Origin of the sequence: Amycolatopsis sp. EV170708-02-1 (assembly GCF_022479115.1) — a bacterium.
GTDB lineage: Bacteria > Actinomycetota > Actinomycetes > Mycobacteriales > Pseudonocardiaceae > Amycolatopsis.
Genome location: NZ_CP092497.1, coordinates 8,140,967 through 8,159,526, shown reverse-complemented (window position 1 = coordinate 8,159,526; position 18,560 = coordinate 8,140,967). Strand labels below are relative to the sequence as shown.

Below are 18,560 nucleotides of genomic sequence, written 5' to 3'. Positions count from 1 at the left end.
CGCGTTCAGAGGACGAAACGCGAGGGCGGTCAGGGCATGAGCGTGGCGGCCAGAGTGCCGCCCAATTCGAAACAGGCCTCGAGATCCGCTTTGCCCGGTTCGCCGGTGACGAGCACCGGCGAGGCCGCGCTTTCCCAGCCGAGGCCGGTCGTGATGGCCTCGATCCCGCGCACGGTGCCGGACGTGTCGTTGTTGCCGTGCACGAAGAACCCGAACGGCCGTCCCCGCGTGGAATCCAGGCACGGGTAATAGACGGTGTCGAAGAAGTGCTTCAAGGCGCCGGACATGTAGCCGAGATTCGCCGGGGTGCCGAGCAGGTAGCCGTCGGCGTCCAGGACGTCGGGCACGGTCGCGCCCAGCGCCGCCCGGCGCACGACGTCGACGCCCTCGATGTCCGGATGATTCGCGCCGGAGAGCACGGCTTCGAACATCGCCTGCGTCGAGGGCGACGGCGTGTGGTGGACGATCAGCAGCTTCGGCACGTCACACCAGCCGGGACTCGATGTCGGTCCGGAGCGCGGCCAGCCGCGCGTCCGCGGCGGCGCGCGCCTCGGCGAGATCGTCGGTGACCGGCTCCTTGATCTGCAGGTATGCCTTCAGTTTCGGCTCGGTCCCGGACGGCCTGATGACGACACGCAGCCCCTCGCCGGTCAGTCGGAGGACATCGGCGTCGGGCAGGAGGTCCTCCATCGTGACGGCGGTGCCGCCCAGCGACGCCGGGGGAGCGGCGCGCAGGCCCGCCATCAGGCGCTCCCGCACCGACAGATCGGTGACCCGCAGCGAGACCTGATCCGTCACGTGCACCCCGTGCTTCACGGCCAGCTCGTCGAGGACGTCCAGCGGCCCGCGGCCCGCCGCGCGCAGGGAAGCGGCCAAGCCGGCGGCGAGCACGGCGGCGGAGATGCCGTCCTTGTCGCGGACGAAACCGGGGTTCACGCACAGGCCGAGCGCCTCTTCGTAAGCGAACACGAGCCCTTCGCCGGCGCGGACCAGCCACTTGAACCCGGTCAAGGTCTCCGCGTAGCGCGCCCCGAATTCCTTCGCGACTTCGCCGAGCATCGACGACGACACGATGGTCGTCGCGACCAGCGGATCGGTCGAGTCCACTGTGGACAGAACATGCCAGCCGAGCAGGATGCCCGTTTCGTCGCCGCGCAGCATCCGCCACGAACCGTCCCGCTCGCGCACGCCCAGCGCGCAGCGATCGGCGTCCGGGTCGAGCGCGATCGCCAGGTCGGCGCCGACCTCGGACGCCAGTGCCAGCAAGAGATCCGTCGCGCCCGGTTCCTCCGGGTTCGGGAAGGAAACCGTCGGAAAGTCCGGATCCGGCGCCGCCTGCTCGGCCACCAGATGGAGGTCGGTGAACCCGGCGCGCTCGAACGCCGCGCGCAGGGTTTCCGCACCAACGCCGTGCAGCGCGGTGGCGGCGACCTTGACCCCGCGTTCCGGGCCGCGCGGCAGTAGCGCAACCTTGGCGAGGTACGCGTCCCGGAGTTCGTCGCCCAGCACTTCGGCACCGGGCTCGCGCGGCACGCTGATCGCCGGGGGAGCGGCTTCGATGGCCCGTTCGATCTGGCCGTCCGAAGGCGGGACGATCTGGCCGCCCGTCGCGTCGTAAAGCTTGTACCCGTTGTCGGCCGGGGGATTGTGCGACGCGGTGATCTGGATGCCCGCCACCGCGCCGAGTTCCAGCACGGCGAACGCGAGCACCGGCGTCGGCAGCGGGCCGGGCAGCGTCTTCACCGCGAACCCGGCGGCTGTCAGCACCTCGGCGGCGGCCTTGGCGAAGGCCTCCGAACCGTGCCGCGCGTCGCGGCCGACCACCACGACGCCACCCGAATGTCCTTGTGCGGTCAGCCAGGCCGCGACGCCCGCCGTCGTCCGGGTGACGACCGCGACGTTCATCCCATTGGGGCCCGCGCGCACCGGGCCGCGCAGCCCGGCGGTGCCGAATTCGAGCGGCCCGGCCATCCGGTCCGCGAGTTCGTCCGCCGCACCGGCTTCGCCGCCCATCGCGCGGGCGAGGATGTTCTGCAGCTCGACGCGGGAATCGTCGTCCGGGTCGTCGGCGATCCAGCGGAACGCCCGATCCCGGAGATCCGAGGTCAAGGAAGTCGTCACCGAGTCAGCCTACGGGTACGTTGGAGAGGGTGCGATTGATCTTCACTTCTCTGGTGAGTCATGGTCATCTCTATCCCCTACTACCGCTCGCCGTCGCCGCCCGCGACGCCGGGCACGAGGTCGTGTTCGCCACCGGCGACGACATGCTGACGGTGGTCGAAAAGGCCGGTCTGGCAGTGGAAAGCGCCGGATTCGGGATGCGGGAGGCGTTCGAGTCGATCGCCGGGCCCGACGCTCCCAAACCCAACGCCTCCGATGCCCCACCCGAATCGTTCAATCCGATCATCGGCGAAGTGTTCGGAAATGTGTTGCCCCGCCGGTTCGTCGCCGATCTCACACCGGTGCTGGAGCGGCACCGGCCGGATCTCGTCGTCTACGAAAGCGGCAACGCAGGTGGCGCCATCGCCGCCCATCTCGCCGGGATTCCCGCGATCGGGCACGGTTTCGGCCGGTTTTCGCCGGGTGACGTCATGGATGTCATCTACGGCCGCCTCGCGGAATACACCGCGGAGGTCGGTTTGCCGGATTTGGATTCGCGGTCCTTCGGCGACCCTGTCGTCGACATCTGCCCGGAATCGGTGCAATCGCCGGAATTCCTGGCCGGAGCGAACCGGATCCCGCTGCGCCCGGTCGGCTGGGCCGAACCGGGAGACCTCCCGGCGGGCGTGGCAGGCCGGGACAAGAGCCGTCCGCTCGTCTATCTCACGCTCGGGACCGCGTTCGGTGACGAAGGCGTGCTGAAACGGGCCATCCGTGGTTTGTCGCGGCTCGACGCGGACGTCATCGTCGCGGCGGGTCCGTCGGTGGATGCGGCGGGGCTGGGCGAGGTGCCGGGCAACGTCCGCGTCGAGATGTGGGTGCCGCAGGTCGAGCTCCTGCCGCACGTCGACCTCGTGGTCCACCACGGCGGCAGCGGGACGACGCTGGGTGCCTTCGGCGCCGGGCTGCCGCAGCTGGTGCTGCCGCAGGGGGCGGATCAGTTCACGAACGCCGAGGCCGTCGTCGCGGCCGGAGCCGGTGTGCAGCTGATCGGTGCCGAAGCCGTCGAGGACGTCATTTTCGAGCAGGCCCGAAAGCTGCTCGCCGACGAGACCGTCCACGGGGCCGCGCGCCGGCTCGCCGAGGAGGTCGCCGCGATGCCGTCGCCCGCGGAGGTCGCTCAGCGGCTTCCCGAATTCGCCGGCTGAGAAGCGCGTGAAGCCCCCTTCTCTCGGCTCAGCCGAGGGAAGGGGGCCTTCATGTGCAAAGCGTCAGGCGCGGGAGACGAGTTCCTTGAGCAGGGTGCCCATGCGGGTGGCGGACTGACGGCCCGCCTCCAGGACCTCTTCGTGGTTCAGCGGCTCCCCGGTCATCCCGGCCGCCAGGTTGGTCACCAGCGAAAGCCCGAACACCTCGACCCCGGCGGCGCGGGCGGCGATGGCCTCCAGCACCGTCGACATGCCGACGAGGTCGGCGCCGAGCGTCCGCAGCATGCGGATCTCCGCGGGCGTCTCGAAATGCGGCCCGGTGAGCCCCGCGTAGACGCCCTCCTCCAGCGAAGGGTCGATTTCGCGCGCGATGTCGCGCAGCCGCTTCGAGTAGAGATCCGTCAGGTCGACGAAGTTCGCGCCGACGATCGGCGAGCGCGCCGTGAGGTTCAGGTGGTCGGAGATCAGCACCGGCTGCCCGACGCGGAAGCCCTCGCGCAGGCCGCCCGCGGCGTTGGTCAGCAGCACCGTCCCGGCGCCCGCCGCCGCCGCGGTGCGCACGTTGTGCACCACCGGGTCGATGCCCTTGCCCTCGTAGAAATGCGTGCGGCCCAGCAGGATCAGCGCGCGCTTCTCGCCGACGCGGACCGACCGGACGGTTCCCCCGTGCCCGACCGCGCCCGGCGCGGCGAATCCGGGCAGTTCGCCCAGCGGGATCTCCGCCTCGGGCTCCCCGATGACGTCCGCCGCCGGGCGCCAGCCCGAACCGAGCACGACGGCGATGTCGTGCTTCTCGACGCCGGTGCGTTCGGCGATGGCGGCGGCCGCCGCGACCTCGTTCTCACTCATGCGACGAGCGTATCCGGACGGTTCGCACGAGCAGGAACGCCACCAGCCCGAACGGGGACAGGAAGATCGTGAGCGCCAGGATCGGGCCGGTCACCAGCGGGTGGATCCGGTGCTCGCGGGATTCGAGGTACATCCAGCGCGCGATGAACAGGTCGAAGGCGATCAGATGCGCCCAGATCGTGGCCGCCCCGTACGGCGTGCCGGTGAACGCGCCGAGCACGCCGAGGTCCGGCCTGCTGACCGCCGTCCAGAGCTCGCCGAAATGCGCGATGGCGAGCACGAAGTACGGGATCAGCGGCAGCAGCGGCGTCCAGGGCGAGGACATGATCCGGCGGGTCCACGACCAGCCCGGCAGGAAGATCATCAGCAGCCAGAACGGCGTCGCCAGCGGGAAGGTCCAGGTGAACAGGGTTTCGACGCTCATCGCAGCGAGACCTCCGGCTCCCTGTCCTTCACCGGGCGCCCGATCGCGATTAGCCCGCTAAAGGCGACGCCCGCGATCAGGAGGGCGAAGGCGGTGAGGGTCTGGCTGTCGGGGGCGACGATCGACTGGCCGCGCAGCGCCTGCCAGGTGAGCAACGCGAGCAGGCCCGCGTAGCCGACGCCGGCGATCACCACGAGCCGCAGCCGGAGGACGTCGTCGCGAAGCCGCGGATAGCGCGCGGCCAGGACGCCGAGGGCGAGCGCGAGCAGCGGGAGCGCCTGGAGCCCGTGCAGGCCGAGGAAATGCGGGATCCGCAGGTCGCCGCCGACCGTGCTCCAGCCGAGGATCGGCAGGCCGGGGCCGCCGTCGGGGAGGCCGACGGTATGCGCGCCGATCATCGCGGACTGGCCGGTCGCGTCGAGCAGGACCTGCTGATCCGGGGTGGGGCTGCTCATCAGCGTCGCCAGCGAGATCCCGATCATGCCGAGGATCGCGCCGATCCTGGCCGCCCACGCCGTCGCGCGGTCGGGGAGCCGGGTGAACATCACCGCGATCGTCAGCACGAGGTTGACCACCCAGAGCACGGCGATCATCCCGCCCATGACCTGGAAGATCGTGTTGTCGAGCGGCGTCGCGTTGTTGAAGTGGCTCGCGCGGACGCGGGCGGCCTGGAAGATCACGAGCGCGTACTCGGCCGCGAAGATCACGACGAGTACGTTCGCCAGCCAGCCCGCGGTCCGCCGGAACTTGGGCAGCAGCGAGACGAGCCAGCTCCAGGTGAAGAAGTACAGCACGGCGGAGACGGCGAATTTGAACGGTTTCGCCCAGAGCGGCGCGCCGTTCAGTGTCCGCTGGTCGATCAGCATCGCCAGGACGCACAGCACCGTGATCACGGCGAAGGCCTGGGCGAGGCGGTACGAACCCCGGTGCCAGGTGCGGGTTCTCTCCCGGAGATCGGTCAAGATGGTCATGGTCCCTCCCAGAATGGATAGTCAAGCTCTCCGTTATGGGAAGCTAAACTATCCATCCTGAGAAGTCTTCAGGGATGACCCTGGAACCGTCCCCGAGATCGGAGAGCGCACGCGTGCGGATGGCCGAACTGAGCGAGAAAACCGGGATCCCGGTCGCCACGATCAAGTACTACCTGCGGGAAGGACTGCTCCCGCCGGGCGAGCGCACCAGCCCCAACCAGGCGAAGTACGGCGACGGGCACGTGCAGCGGATCAAGCTGATCAGGGCACTGATGGACGTCGGCGGCCTTTCGCTCGCGACGGTCGGCGAGGTGCTCGCCGCGGTCGACGCCGGGGAGGCCAGCCCCCACCACGTCCTCGGTATCGCCCAGCAGGGCATCACGACCTCGAAGCGGGTCGTCGACGACGAAGCCCGCGAATGGGCGCTGGCCACGGTCCGTGACCTCGCCGACCGCCGCGGCTGGCCCTGCAAGGACGAAGACGACCTGGTCATCCAGGCACTGGTCGGCGTCCTGTGCACGATCCGCGAGGTCGGGCACGGCTGGTATCTCGAGAAGCTCGACGCCTACGCCGAGATCGCCGACCGGACCGCCGACCTGGATCTCCAAGGGATCGCCGGGATCGAGTCGCTGGAGCAGATGATCGAGATCGCCGTCGTGGAGACGGTTCTGGGCGACAGGCTGCTCTCGGTGTTGCGGAGGCTGGCGCAGCAGCGTGCCTCGAAGGCGTACTTCGCCCGGCGGGCCTCCGGCTAGCCGTCGACGATGAACGAAAGCGCGACCGGCTCGAAGATCCCGGTCTTCGCCGAGTTCTCCTGCTCGATGGTCGAGGTCACGGACAGGATCCACAGATCCGCGCCGCCGCCGAAGAGGTCCATGTACGTCGTCCGCGTGATGCTCTCGTTCACCGCATCCCGGTTGCCGGAGGCGCGCTCCGTCGATCGGTAGGTGTACCGCTGGCTGTCTTCGCCCCGCCCGGGCACGGTGGTGGGCGCCCCGATCGGGGCGATCTCCGGATGCTGGCTCTTCAGCCAGCCGAAGTAGGCGGACGGCGGGCTGTCGGCCAGGAAACCGGTCAGCCGCTCGACCCGGATCGCCTGGCGGCCGTCGGGTGAGACGTACTGGACCACCGTGCTCGGCACACCCCTGGTGACGTGCGGGGCGACGAACTTCTGCCAGCCCTCCGGGACGCCGAGGCTGAACCGGCCGCCCTTGAGGCCGTTCACCGTGCTGGCGTCACCCTGCTGCGTGATCAGTTTCGGCGGCGGCTGGGTGACGATCGTGTCGCCTTGCTGCACCTTCTCCGGTGGCCGCAGATCCTGTCCGCCGACGGCCCTGGCCAGCACGAACCCGCCGCCCGCGGCCAGCAGGAAGAGGACGACCGACGCGAGCGCGAGCACCACCGTGGCCGCCGTCGACCGGCCGGGACGGCGAGGCGGCGGTGGCGTGACGGTCGGCATCGGCGCGAGCTCGACGGGCGGCGCCGGCGCGGGCTGGTTCAGGAACGGCAGCGGACCGGGGTCGGCGGCGAGTGCGGAACTCGTGCCCTCGCCCGGCTTTTCCGGCGCGACCGGCTTGATCACCTGGGTGTCGGTGGCGTCCAGATGCGCGGTGGTCTTCTTGCCGTCCGGCGTGTGGAACAGCTCGGCCGGGAAGAGGTCGATGAGCGTCTTGGCCTGCAACGGGTACAGGCGGCGCCGCACCTCGCGCAGGGTGATCCGCTTCGACGGCTCCTTCTTCATGAGCGCGCCGATCACGTCGGCCAGCGGACCGGGGCCGGGCTTCGGCACCTTCCCGTTGACGACCTTGCCGACCGTTTCGAGCGGGTCGCCGTCGGCGTCGTACGGCGGCGAGCCCTCGATGGCGGCGAACAGTGTCGCGCCGAGACCCCACAGATCGGCGGCGGGGACGACGGCGCCGCCGGAAGCGACTTCGGGCGCGATGTAGGCGGGAGAGCCCAGCATCATCCCGGTGCGGGTCATGGTGGCTTCGGAGACGTTGCGCGCGATGCCGAAGTCCGTGAGCTTGATCCGGCCGTCGCCCGCGACGAGGACGTTCCCCGGTTTGACGTCACGGTGGGTGATCCCGGCGGCGTGCGCGGCTTCGAGCGCCGACGCCACCGCGATGCCGACCGCCGCGGCCTGCTCGACCGTCAGCGGCCCGTGGTCGCGCAGGATATGCGCGAGGCTGCGCGACGGCAGCAGCTCCATCACCACGAACGGTTCGTCGTTCTCGCGTGCGACGTCGTGCAGGATGATCACGTTCGGGTGGCTCAAAACGGCGATCGCGCGGGCCTCGCGCAGGGTCCGTTCGCGCAGTTCGTCGGCCTGCGACGCCGGGACGCCGGGCGGGAGGCGGACCTCTTTGACCGCGACGGGACGGTGCAGGAACTCGTCGTAGGCCGACCAGACCGTGCCCATCGACCCTGATCCGATGACCGAGCGCAACCGATATCGCCCGGCGACTACACGCTTCTCGTCGCCGGGACTCTCGCTGGGCTCGGTGGTGTCGGACGGCACCGCCCAATTGTGTCGTATGCCCGTGTGGCGGACCCATGCGCCGTGCCCTGTCGGAGTGAACGGGCCGCCCGGCGTCACCGGCGCGGAGCACTCTCGTGAGTGGCTGGTGCCGGTGGTTTCGCGTGACTCGAGGGACGGCACACGTGACTGACTGGACGCCACGCGTGATCAGGCGGACGACTCGGGCGGAAGCCCGGCCGCGATCGTGTCGTCCATCCCGTCACGCGTGCCGTCCATCTGATCACGCGTGCCGTCCGGCCAGGCACGCGAAACCGCCGATCACGAACAGCGCTCCACCCCCCGGCGCGGCCCCTATTCACCCCCTAGGCGCGACTAGCGTCACAGGTGGCGCCACTTGTCGGCCGTTAGCATCGATGGCTATGACGGAAGTGGCCGAGACGGAGTCAGTGCCGACCCCAGGCGAGCCCGACGCGCCCGAGGAGTTGAAGCTCGCGGCGGAGTTCCCGGAAGCGAGCCGGGAACAGTGGCGGGAGCTGGTCGCCGGCGTGCTGCGCAAGAGCGGCGCCATCGACGAGTCCTTCGACGGCCTGCCCGAAAGCAAGCTGGTCACGCGGACGTATGACGGCCTGGAGATCCAGCCGCTCTACACCGCCGAAGACACGGTCGAGGGGACAGGTTTCCCCGGACTTCCGCCGTTCGTGCGAAGCGCCCGGCCCGAGGGCGCGGTGACGACCGGCTGGGACATCCGTGCCCGGTACGCGCGCCGCGACGCCAAGGCCACGAACGCCGCGATCCTCGCCGACCTCGAAGGCGGTGTCAGCTCGATCTGGCTGCGCGCCGGCGCGACCGGCGTTCCCGTGGCCGATCTGGGCGACGCGCTGAACGAGGTCTACGTCGACCTCGCCCCCGTCACGCTCGACGCGGGCGAAGAGTATGAAGCCGCCGCGAACGAGTTGTTCACGCTCTTCGCCGAACGCGAGATCCCGGCGAGCGCGGTCACCGCGACCCTCGGCGCCGACCCGATCGGCTTGACCGCGCGCACCGGTGCGGCGCATCCGCTCGCCCCCGCCGCGGCACTGGCCGCGCGCGTCGCCACCAGTCACCCGAAGGTGCGGACGATCGTCGCCGACGGCCTCCCGTTCCACGAGGCGGGCGGCTCGGACGCGCAGGAGCTCGGCGCGGTCATCGCCGCGGGCGTCGCTTACCTGCGGGCGCTCACCGAAGCGGGGCTCGACGTCGACACCGCCGCCGGTCAGCTCGAATTCCGGCTCGCCGCCACGGCGGACCAGTTCCTCACGATCGCCAAATTCCGCGCCGCGCGGCGGCTGTGGGCCCGCGTCACCGAGGTTTCGGGCGGGAAGGGCGCGGGAATGCGGCAGCACGCGGTCACCTCACCCGCGATGCTGACCCAGCGCGATCCGTGGGTGAACATGCTGCGGACCACGCTCGCCTGTTTCGGCGCCGGGGTCGGCGGTGCGGACGCGATCACCGTGCTCCCGTTCGACGCCGCGATCGGCCAGCCGGACGCGTTCTCCGCGCGGATCGCGCGCAACACGCACGCCGTCCTGCTGGAAGAGTCCAAACTGGCCGGTGTCATCGACCCGGCGGGCGGCTCCTGGTACGTCGAGAACCTCACCGAAGACCTGGCCAAGGCCGCGTGGCGCGAGTTCACCGCCATCGAGGCGGCGGGCGGGATCGAGGCGGAACTGGCTTCCGGCGCGCTCGCCGCACGGCTCGCCGAGACCTGGGAGAAGCGGTCGAAGCGGATCGGGACCCGTCGCGACCCGATCACCGGCGTCAGCGAATTCCCCAATCTGACGGAGAAAGCGGTCGTCCGCGACCCGCTCGACGACCTGCCGGGCGGCGGCCTGCCGCGCCACCGGTACGCCGAGGCCTTCGAAGCGCTGCGAGACCGGGCGGACGCGCATCCCAGCCGTCCTCGCGTCTTCCTCGCCACGCTCGGCCCGGTCGCGGCGCACACCGCGCGGGCGAGTTTCGCGGCGAACCTGTTCCAAGCCGGCGGGATCGAGGCCGTGAACCCCGGCGCGCCTGAGGACGTCATCGCGGAATTCCGGGCCAGCGGAACGAAGATCGCCTGCCTCTGCGGCAGCAACACCTCCTACGCCGAAGAAGCCGACAGCGTCGCGAAGGCGTTGAAGGAAGCGGGCGCCACGTCGGTGCTGCTCGCCGGGAAACCCGGCGACCACCCGGACGTCACGGGCTACCTCTTCACGGGCTGCGACGCCCTGGAAATCCTGACCGGCACGTTGAACGAGCTCGGAGTGCAGTGATGACCATCCCGAACTTCGCCGGAATCGACCTCGGTTCTCCCGAACCGGCTGACCGTCCTCAGTGGACCGAGGCACTGCAGGCCGCCACCGGCAAGGGCCCCGACGCGCTCGCGTGGGAGACGCCGGAGGGCATCGGCGTCAAGCCGGTGTACACCGCCGACGATCTGTCCGGAGTGGACTTCCTCGGCACATATCCCGGTGTTGCGCCGTATCTGCGCGGCCCGTACCCGACGATGTACGTCAACCAGCCGTGGACCATCCGCCAGTACGCGGGCTTCTCCACCGCCGAGGAATCGAACGCCTTCTACCGCCGCAACCTCGCCGCCGGGCAGAAGGGCCTCTCGGTCGCCTTCGACCTCGCGACACACCGCGGCTACGACTCCGACCACCCGCGTGTCGCCGGTGACGTCGGCATGGCGGGTGTCGCGATCGACTCGATCTACGACATGCGCCAGCTCTTCGACGGCATCCCGCTCGACAAGATGAGCGTTTCGATGACCATGAACGGCGCCGTCCTGCCGGTGCTCGCGCTGTACGTCGTCGCGGCCGAGGAACAGGGGGTCACGCCGGACAAACTGGCCGGGACCATCCAGAACGACATCCTCAAGGAGTTCATGGTCCGCAACACCTACATCTACCCGCCGCAGCCGTCGATGCGGGTCATCTCGGACATTTTCTCGTTCACCTCGCGGAACATGCCGAAGTACAACTCGATCTCCATCTCCGGCTACCACATGCAGGAGGCCGGGGCGACCGCCGACCTGGAGCTGGCGTACACGCTCGCGGACGGAGTCGAGTACATCCGGGCCGGGGTCGAGGCCGGGCTGGACGTCGACAAGTTCGCGCCGCGCCTGTCCTTCTTCTGGGCGATCGGGATGAACTTCTTCATGGAGGTCGCGAAACTCCGCGCGGCGCGCCTGCTGTGGGCGAAGCTGGTGAAGGGCTTCGAACCCAAGAGTTCCAAGTCTTTGAGCCTGCGGACGCATTCGCAGACGTCGGGCTGGTCGCTGACCGCGCAGGACGTCTACAACAACGTCGTCCGCACCTGCGTCGAGGCGATGGCGGCGACCCAGGGGCACACGCAGTCGTTGCACACCAACGCCCTCGATGAGGCGCTCGCGCTGCCGACCGACTTCTCCGCCCGCATCGCGCGGAACACGCAGCTGCTGCTGCAGCAGGAATCGGGCACCACCCGCGTCATCGACCCGTGGGGCGGCAGCGCGTTCGTCGAGAAGCTGACTTACGACCTCGCGCGCAAGGCGTGGGGGCACATCACCGAGGTCGAGCAGGCGGGCGGGATGGCCAAGGCGATCGACGCCGGCATCCCCAAGCTGCGCATCGAAGAGGCCGCGGCGCGGACCCAGGCGCGGATCGACTCCGGCCGCCAGCCGGTGATCGGCGTCAACAAGTACCAGGTGACCGACGACGAGCAGATCGACGTGCTCAAGGTCGACAACGCGGGCGTGCGCGCGCAGCAGCTGGAGAAGCTGCGGCGGCTGCGCGAAGAACGCGACGAGGACGCCACGCAGGACGCGCTGCGGCGGCTCACGGCGGGCGCCGAATCCGACGGGAACCTGCTCGCGCTGGCCATCGACGCCGCGAGGGCGAAGGCCACGGTCGGCGAGATCTCCGACTCGCTGGAGAAGATCTGGGGGCGCCACTCCGGCCAGATTCGTACGATCTCCGGTGTGTACCGCGAGGAGGTCGGCAAGACCGAGAACGTCGAGCAGGCGCGCGACCTGGTCGAGAAGTTCGCCGAGGAGGAAGGCCGCCGTCCCCGGATCCTGGTCGCGAAGATGGGCCAGGACGGCCACGACCGCGGCCAGAAGGTGATCGCGACCGGCTTCGCCGACATCGGTTTCGACGTCGACGTCGGCCCGCTGTTCTCCACCCCCGGCGAGGTCGCGCGGCAGGCGATCGAGGCGGACGTGCACGTGATCGGCGTTTCGTCGCTGGCCGCCGGGCACCTTTCCCTCGTCCCCGCGCTGCGCGCCGAACTCGCCGAGCAGGGCCGCGAGGACATCATCGTCGTGGTCGGCGGCGTCATCCCGCCGCAGGACTACGAGGAGCTGCGCGCGGCGGGCGCGGCGGCGATCTTCGGGCCGGGCACGGTGATCGCCGAGGCCGCGATCGACCTCATCGGACAGCTGACCGCCCAGGAGTCCTGAACCTTGCCGCGCAAGATCGACGTCGGGGCGCTGGCCAAGGGCGTCCTCGCGGGTGACCGCGGCCTGCTGTCGCGGGCGATCACGCTCGTCGAGTCGAACCGGGACGACCACCGGGCACAGGCACAGGAGCTCCTGGTCGAGCTGCTCCCGCACGCGGGCGGCGCGCGGCGCGTCGGCATCACCGGCGTTCCCGGTGTCGGCAAATCGACCTTCATCGACCAGCTCGGCACGGATCTGACCGAGGCCGGGCACAAGGTCGCCGTGCTGGCCGTCGACCCGTCGTCGACGCGGACCGGCGGCTCGATCCTGGGCGACAAGACCCGGATGGCGCGGCTCGCTGTCGACCCGAAGGCGTTCATCCGCCCTTCGCCGACTTCGGGCACGCTCGGCGGCGTCGCGCGGGCGACCCGCGAGACGATCGTGCTGATGGAAGCGGCCGGGTACGACATCGTGCTGGTCGAGACCGTCGGCGTCGGGCAGTCCGAGGTGACCGTCGCGAACATGGTCGACTGCTTCCTGTTCCTGACCCTGGCCCGCACCGGGGACCAGCTGCAGGGGATCAAGAAGGGTGTCCTCGAACTCGCGGACGTCATCGCGGTCAACAAGGCCGACGGCGACCACGAACGCGACGCGAAACGTGCGGCCCGCGAACTGGCCGGCGCGTTGCGGATGATCTACGGCCGGGACGCCGAGTGGACGCCCCCGGTGCTGACCTGCAGCGCGCTCACCGACGTCGGGCTCGACGAGGTCTGGGCCGAAATCGGCCGTCACCGTGACGTCCTGACCGCTTCGGGTGAACTGGACGGGCGGCGACGGCGGCAGCAGGTGGAGTGGACCTGGGCGATGGTCCGCGAACAGCTGCTCGGACGGCTCGCCGCGCATCCGGACGTGCGAGCGGTCGTTCCGGACGTCGAACGGGCGGTCCGGGACGGTGAGCTGACCCCGACGCTGGCCGCGCAACGGATTCTGGAGGCGTTCTCCGGTCCTCCGCGTGGCGGCTGACGCGGGAACCCGGCAGAGTGCAGAATCGGATCCGCGCTACGCCGACGAAAGGGAGTCATGCCGAAAAGGTCTCGTCTCGGGCAGCTGGCCGGGCTGGTCGCCGCCGGGCTGGTCGTCTGCGCGCCCGTCGCGCAGGCCGTTGAGATCCAGGCGCCCGCGCCGGTGATCATGCAGGCAGGGGCGGTGCACGAAGTGCTCGAGCAGGCGCCTCCGGGGCCGGTGCTCGACCCCGCCGAGACCGACAAGGCCAACAGCCAGGAGACCAAGAAGAAGGTCATCGCGGGTATCGCCGCGGCGATCCTGCTCGGCTTGGTGATCCTCGGGCGCCGCTCCCGGTCCAAGAAGAAGAAGTCCTGAACCGCTACCCGTAAGTAGAAGGACTCTCCGCTTAGCCCGGGCCGAACTCTCGCAGCCGTTCATCGCAGATCCACTACCGGCCGTCTCGGGCTCGATCACTCGACGAGCGGCTTGTCATCTGCATGGTGCACGATCTATCGCAAATGCGTATCACAGATCGAACGGCACCCAGCGTGCCTTCAGCGACCACTCGTACGGTGGTAGACGAAGGTGACTGTGTTGCGGGAGGAGGTGCGGCGTGACGGTGCTCGATTCACGTCCGGACATTCCAGGCGACCCCGAGGGTCGCGTCGTTGCCCCGATAGAGGCGCCCACCGCGCTGATCTCCGAGGCCGGCGTCAGCATGGCACCTGTGCATGATCTGGGTGCCGGGCGCGGCCCCTTCTGGCTCGACGACTGGCTCCGCGCGAACGCCACCGACGTCGTCGCGTGGCGCCGTCGCATCCACGCGCACCCGGAGCTCTCCCGCCACGAGTTCGCCACGACCGAAATGGTCATGTCCCTGCTCCGCTCGGTGGGGCTCAAGCCATGGGTGCTCCCCTCGGGCACCGGCGTGGTCTGCGACATCGGCAGCGGCGACCGCTGCGTCGCGCTGCGCGCCGACATGGACGCCCTGCCGCTGACCGAGGCCACCGGGCTCCCGTACGCCTCCAAGACCGAGGGCGCCGCGCATATGTGCGGGCACGACGCGCACACCGCGATCCTCCTGGGCGCCGCCCGGGCGCTGGCGGGCGCGCCGGAGCTGCCGGGCCGCGTACGGCTGATCTTCCAGCCCGCCGAGGAGGTCATGCCCGGCGGCGCGCTGGACATGATCGCCGCCGGCGCGATGGAAGGCGTCGAGCGGATCTACGGGCTGCACTGCGACCCGCGGCTCGAGGTCGGCAAGGTCGGGCTGCGCGTCGGCGCGCTGACCTCCGCCGCCGACCTCATCGAGCTGCGGCTCACCTCGCCGGGCGGGCACACCTCGCGGCCGCATCTGACCGCGGACCTGGTGCACGCGCTCGGCACCGTGATCACGTCGCTGCCCGCGGTCCTTTCGCGCCGCGTCGACCCGCGATCCGGGACCGTGCTGGTCTGGGGCGCGGTGCACGCGGGGCAGGCCGCCAACGCCGTCCCGCAGGACGGGGTGCTCCGCGGCACGCTGCGGACCGCGGACCACGAGGTCTGGACGATGCTGGAGCCGCTCGTCGCGGCTTCGGTGGAGTCGCTGCTCGCGCCGACCGGGGTCGGGTTCTCCCTCGACTACCGCCGTGGTGTGCCGCCGGTCGTCTCCGATCCGGAGTCGCACGCGCTGATGCGGGCCGGCGTCGAGGCCGCACTGGGCGAGACCGCCGTGGCCGGGACCGAGCAGTCGTCCGGCGGCGAGGACTTCGGGTGGTACCTGGAGCACGTCCAGGGCGCCTTCGCGCGCCTCGGCGTTTGGTCCGGTGAAGGCCCGATGGCCGACATCCACCGCCCGACCTTCACCCTCGACGAGCGTTCGCTCCTGTGCGGGGTCCGCACCCTGGTCCACACCGCCCTGGCCACCCTGGCCTGACGTCCTCCCACACACGCGTGTCGTCCATCTGATCACGCGTGCCGTCCACCTGCGCACGGGTGTTCGCCACAGCTGGTGTCGAACACCTGTGCACAGGTTATCCACAGGCTGTGGAGTTATCCACAGATGTGGATGAGCGGCCTTTCCGAGGCCGCGAAACCCGACGATCCTCGAGGGCATGATCGATTGGGGAGGACGGCATGGAGCGGTCTCGCGTAGTGAGGCCGACAAGGTTCTGGGGCGTCGGCTGGTCCTTGAGGGATTGGCCACAGGCGTCCTCGTCCAGCCGTGGCGGGGCGTAGTCGTCCATGCTGCGGATTCGCTCAAACTGGCGACTCGGGCCCAGGCGGCCTTGCTCGTAGTGGGGCAGCCTGCGGCGCTGTCGGGAGCCACAGCCCTTGCCCTACATGGGATTTCGGCTGTGGACGACACGAGCATTCACTTGACGGTGCCCCACTCGCGGCGGATCAAGTCGAAGCCAGGGTTGATCGTCCATCAGGCCGACTTCCGGCCCTCGGATGTCGTCGAACTCGACGGGCTCGCCATGTTCTCCTTGGATCTGGCGCTGGCCGATTTCCTCTGCGAGGGGGACAAGCGAACCGCGTTCGCCGCACTGGACGAGGCGATGCACGGGCTCCTGCCGGACCATGTCCGCACTTTGCGTGCGAACGTCCGGGACAGGATCGTGGACCGACGCGACCGACGAGGTATCCACAGGGCGGTCATGTTGCTCGACCTGGCGACCGGCAAGGTGGATTCCCCGCCGGAGAGCATCCTTCGGTTGATCGTCGTCGAGGCGGGGTTCCCGATACCGGAGACGCAGTACGAGATCACCACGATCGAGGGGCGGCCGCTGTATGTCCTCGACATGGCGTGGCCTACCCGGCGAGTCGCTCTGGAGTACGACGGCTTCGCTTCCCACGAGGAGCGTCGCGACTACGACTCAGAGCGGGACGCACGGATGGCTGGGCGGGGGTGGATCACGATCCGGGCGTCGGCGGAGGACTTGCGTGATCCCCGTCGTGTTCTGTCCGAGCTGACCAGGGCGTTCGAAAGGCGCGCGGTCGCGTGATCGGACGGGCGACACGTGTGATCAGGCGGACGACACGCGTGATTGGACGGACGACACGCCTGATCAGCCGGAGATGCCCTGGCAGGGGCGGGTGCGGAGCGCGTCGACGTAGTCCGCGGGGGCGCCGGCGGCCTCGGCCGCGTCGGCCAGCACGCCGAGGTAGCGCGCGGACGGGAGGCCGCCCTCGTAGGCGTCCAGGACGTACAGCCACGCCAGCACGGAGCCGTCCATGGTCTGCACGCGGAGCCGGATCTTGGAGTGGATGCCCAGCTCGCCGCCTTCCCAGCGGTCGAGATTGGGCTCGTCCAGGGAGGTGACGTCGTACAACACCACGAAGACCCGGGAGCCCGGGTCTTCGACGATGGTCGCCAGCGCGCCTTCCCAGCCGAGGTCCTCGCCGCCGAAGGTCAGCCTCCAGCCCTCCAGCCAGCCGGTGCCGGCCATGGGCGAGTGCGGAGCGCGCTCCAGCATCTGGGCGGGCTCCATATTGGATCCATACGCGGCATACAACGGCACGGCCACAGCCTAGCGACCTACCGGTCACCCGGCTGGACGCACATGCCGTGTCCGGCCACTCAATCCGCCCAACGGTCGCCCGCGTACGGTAAACGCAGTCACAGACACCGCTGCGAGGAGGAGACCAGTGACCAAGATCGTGATCATGGGCGGAGGCCCCGCCGGTTACGAAGCGGCACTGGTCGCGGCCCAGCACGGAGCCGACGTCACCATCGTCGAACGGGACGGCCTCGGCGGCGCGTGCGTGCTCTACGACTGCGTCCCGTCGAAGACGTTCATCGCCTCTTCCGGCGCGCTCGCGAACATGCACGACCTCCGCGAGCTCGGCATCAACACCGACATGGCCGACACCAGCGTCGACTTGCCGACCGTCCACGGTCGCGTGAAGGGGCTCGCGCTCGCGCAGTCCGCCGACATCCGCGCCCGCGTCCAGCGCGAGGGCGTCCGTGTCGTCATCGGCCAGGCCCGCTTCGACGACGAAGAGGCCGGGCTCGCCACGCACAAGGTCGCCGTCACCGCCCCCGACGGCTCGACCGAGGTGCTCGACGCCGACGTCGTCCTCATCTCGACCGGCGCCACGCCGCGGGTGCTGCCCGGCGCCGTGCCGGACGGCGAACGCATCCTCGACTGGCGTCAGCTCTACGACCTGCGCGAACTGCCCGAGCACCTGGCCGTCATCGGTTCGGGTGTCACCGGTGCCGAGTTCGCCTCGGCCTACACCGAGATGGGCGTCAAGGTCACCGTCGTGTCCAGCCGCGACCGCGTGCTCCCGCACGAGGACGCCGACGCCGCCGCCGTGCTCGAAGAGGTCTTCTCCCAGCGCGGCACCACGGTCGTCAAGCAGGCCCGCGCCGACAAGGTCGAGCGCACCGAGAAGGGCGTCGAGATCCACCTCTCCGACGGCCGCGTGATCGAAGCCAGCCACGCGCTGATGACCGTCGGTTCGGTGCCCAACACCACCGACATCGGCCTGGAGAAGGTCGGCATCGAGCCCGGCCCCGGCGGCTTCATCGGCGTCGACCGCGTTTCCCGCACCAGCGCGCCCGGCATCTACGCCGCCGGCGACTGCACCGGGGTGCTCATGCTCGCTTCCGTGGCCAGCATGCAGGGCCGCATCGCGATGTGGCACGCGCTCGGCGAGGGTGTCGCGCCGATCAAGCTCAAGACCGTCGCCGCCAACGTGTTCACCCACCCCGAGATCGCCACCGTCGGCATCAGCCAGCAGGCGATCGACTCGGGTGAGGTGCCCGCCCGCACCATCATGCTCCCGCTCGCGACGAACGCCCGCGCGAAGATGGAAGGCCTGCGACGCGGTTTCGTGAAGCTGTTCTGCCGCCCCGCCACCGGTGTGGTCGTCGGTGGGGTGGTCGTGGCGCCGACGGCGAGCGAACTCATCCTTCCCATCGCGCTCGCCGTCCAGAACCAGCTCACAGTGGAACACCTGGCACTGACATTTTCGGTGTACCCGTCGCTGTCGGGGTCGATCACCGAGGCGGGCCGCCAGCTGATGCGGCACGACGACTTGGACTGATCTTCGTCGGCCGAGCAACCTTCGCGGGGGTGCCCGCGTCTAGCGCGTGTCGGTG

Annotated in this window: 16 protein-coding genes; 9 read left to right on the top strand and 7 right to left on the bottom strand. The window is 70.0% G+C overall.

The features are described from left to right. Window positions 1-29: 29 nt before the first annotated feature. Window positions 30-482, bottom strand: a complete 453-nt coding sequence (locus MJQ72_RS37020) for a flavodoxin family protein (protein WP_125732377.1) — start codon at window positions 480-482, stop codon at window positions 30-32. Window position 483: 1 nt separating this feature from the next. After that, complete coding sequence (locus MJQ72_RS37015) at window positions 484-2,121, bottom strand: phospho-sugar mutase (RefSeq protein WP_240595665.1); 1,638 nt, start codon at window positions 2,119-2,121, stop codon at window positions 484-486. Window positions 2,122-2,150: 29 nt separating this feature from the next. On the opposite strand from MJQ72_RS37015, the gene MJQ72_RS37010 reads away from it, so the two are divergent. Beyond that, the gene (locus MJQ72_RS37010; RefSeq protein WP_240595664.1) at window positions 2,151-3,308 is read left to right on the top strand and encodes a glycosyltransferase; all 1,158 of its coding nucleotides are present in this window, start codon (window positions 2,151-2,153) and stop codon (window positions 3,306-3,308) included. Window positions 3,309-3,371: 63 nt separating this feature from the next. Here the strand turns inward: MJQ72_RS37010 and MJQ72_RS37005 are convergent, their stop codons facing one another. Genes MJQ72_RS37005 through MJQ72_RS36995 form a run of 3 tightly spaced genes read right to left on the bottom strand, consistent with a single transcriptional unit; the run spans window position 3,372 to window position 5,552 of the window. Continuing rightward, window positions 3,372-4,157: a purine-nucleoside phosphorylase gene (locus MJQ72_RS37005; RefSeq protein WP_016331305.1), complete on the bottom strand. Its 786-nt coding sequence runs from the start codon at window positions 4,155-4,157 to the stop codon at window positions 3,372-3,374. Continuing rightward, window positions 4,150-4,581, bottom strand: coding sequence for an ABA4-like family protein (locus MJQ72_RS37000; RefSeq protein ID WP_240595663.1), 432 nt, complete (start codon window positions 4,579-4,581; stop codon window positions 4,150-4,152). The genes MJQ72_RS37005 and MJQ72_RS37000 overlap by 8 nt, the downstream gene beginning before the upstream one ends. After that, on the bottom strand, window positions 4,578-5,552 hold the full coding sequence (locus MJQ72_RS36995) for a hypothetical protein (protein WP_240595662.1): 975 nt from the start codon (window positions 5,550-5,552) through the stop codon (window positions 4,578-4,580). The genes MJQ72_RS37000 and MJQ72_RS36995 overlap by 4 nt, the downstream gene beginning before the upstream one ends. A gap of 74 nt (window positions 5,553-5,626) precedes the next feature. Between MJQ72_RS36995 and MJQ72_RS36990 the strand changes: the two genes are divergently transcribed. Then, window positions 5,627-6,307 carry a MerR family transcriptional regulator gene (locus tag MJQ72_RS36990; protein WP_240595661.1) on the top strand — a complete coding sequence of 227 codons (681 nt, stop codon included), beginning with the start codon at window positions 5,627-5,629 and terminating at the stop codon, window positions 6,305-6,307. Here the strand turns inward: MJQ72_RS36990 and MJQ72_RS36985 are convergent. After that, complete coding sequence (locus MJQ72_RS36985; RefSeq protein WP_240595660.1) at window positions 6,304-8,070, bottom strand: serine/threonine-protein kinase; 1,767 nt, start codon at window positions 8,068-8,070, stop codon at window positions 6,304-6,306. The two genes, MJQ72_RS36990 and MJQ72_RS36985, sit on opposite strands and share 4 nt — an antisense overlap. Before the next feature lie 380 nt (window positions 8,071-8,450). Between MJQ72_RS36985 and MJQ72_RS36980 the strand changes: the two genes are divergently transcribed. The 6 genes from MJQ72_RS36980 (at window position 8,451) to MJQ72_RS36955 (ending at window position 16,458) form a co-directional block, all read left to right on the top strand. Next, window positions 8,451-10,322, top strand: a complete 1,872-nt coding sequence (locus MJQ72_RS36980; RefSeq protein WP_240595659.1) for a methylmalonyl-CoA mutase family protein — start codon at window positions 8,451-8,453, stop codon at window positions 10,320-10,322. Next, window positions 10,322-12,490, top strand: coding sequence for a methylmalonyl-CoA mutase (gene scpA, locus MJQ72_RS36975; protein ID WP_240595658.1), 2,169 nt, complete (start codon window positions 10,322-10,324; stop codon window positions 12,488-12,490). The genes MJQ72_RS36980 and scpA overlap by 1 nt, the downstream gene beginning before the upstream one ends. A gap of 3 nt (window positions 12,491-12,493) precedes the next feature. After that, on the top strand, window positions 12,494-13,492 hold the full coding sequence (meaB, locus tag MJQ72_RS36970; protein WP_240595657.1) for a methylmalonyl Co-A mutase-associated GTPase MeaB: 999 nt from the start codon (window positions 12,494-12,496) through the stop codon (window positions 13,490-13,492). Window positions 13,493-13,549: 57 nt separating this feature from the next. Further along, the gene (locus tag MJQ72_RS36965; protein WP_240595656.1) at window positions 13,550-13,849 is read left to right on the top strand and encodes a hypothetical protein; all 300 of its coding nucleotides are present in this window, start codon (window positions 13,550-13,552) and stop codon (window positions 13,847-13,849) included. Window positions 13,850-14,087: 238 nt separating this feature from the next. Then, window positions 14,088-15,386, top strand: coding sequence for an amidohydrolase (locus MJQ72_RS36960; RefSeq protein ID WP_240595655.1), 1,299 nt, complete (start codon window positions 14,088-14,090; stop codon window positions 15,384-15,386). 178 nt (window positions 15,387-15,564) lie between these two features. Further along, window positions 15,565-16,458, top strand: a complete 894-nt coding sequence (locus MJQ72_RS36955) for an endonuclease domain-containing protein (RefSeq protein ID WP_240595654.1) — start codon at window positions 15,565-15,567, stop codon at window positions 16,456-16,458. A 63-nt stretch (window positions 16,459-16,521) separates the two neighbouring features. Here MJQ72_RS36955 and MJQ72_RS36950 read toward each other — a convergent pair whose 3' ends face one another. Beyond that, window positions 16,522-16,974, bottom strand: a complete 453-nt coding sequence (locus tag MJQ72_RS36950; protein ID WP_179948472.1) for a gamma-glutamylcyclotransferase — start codon at window positions 16,972-16,974, stop codon at window positions 16,522-16,524. 127 nt (window positions 16,975-17,101) lie between these two features. Here MJQ72_RS36950 and MJQ72_RS36945 point away from each other — a divergent pair, with 127 nt between their 5' ends. Further along, window positions 17,102-18,505: an NAD(P)H-quinone dehydrogenase gene (locus tag MJQ72_RS36945; protein ID WP_016331316.1), complete on the top strand. Its 1,404-nt coding sequence runs from the start codon at window positions 17,102-17,104 to the stop codon at window positions 18,503-18,505. Window positions 18,506-18,560: the final 55 nt, after the last annotated feature.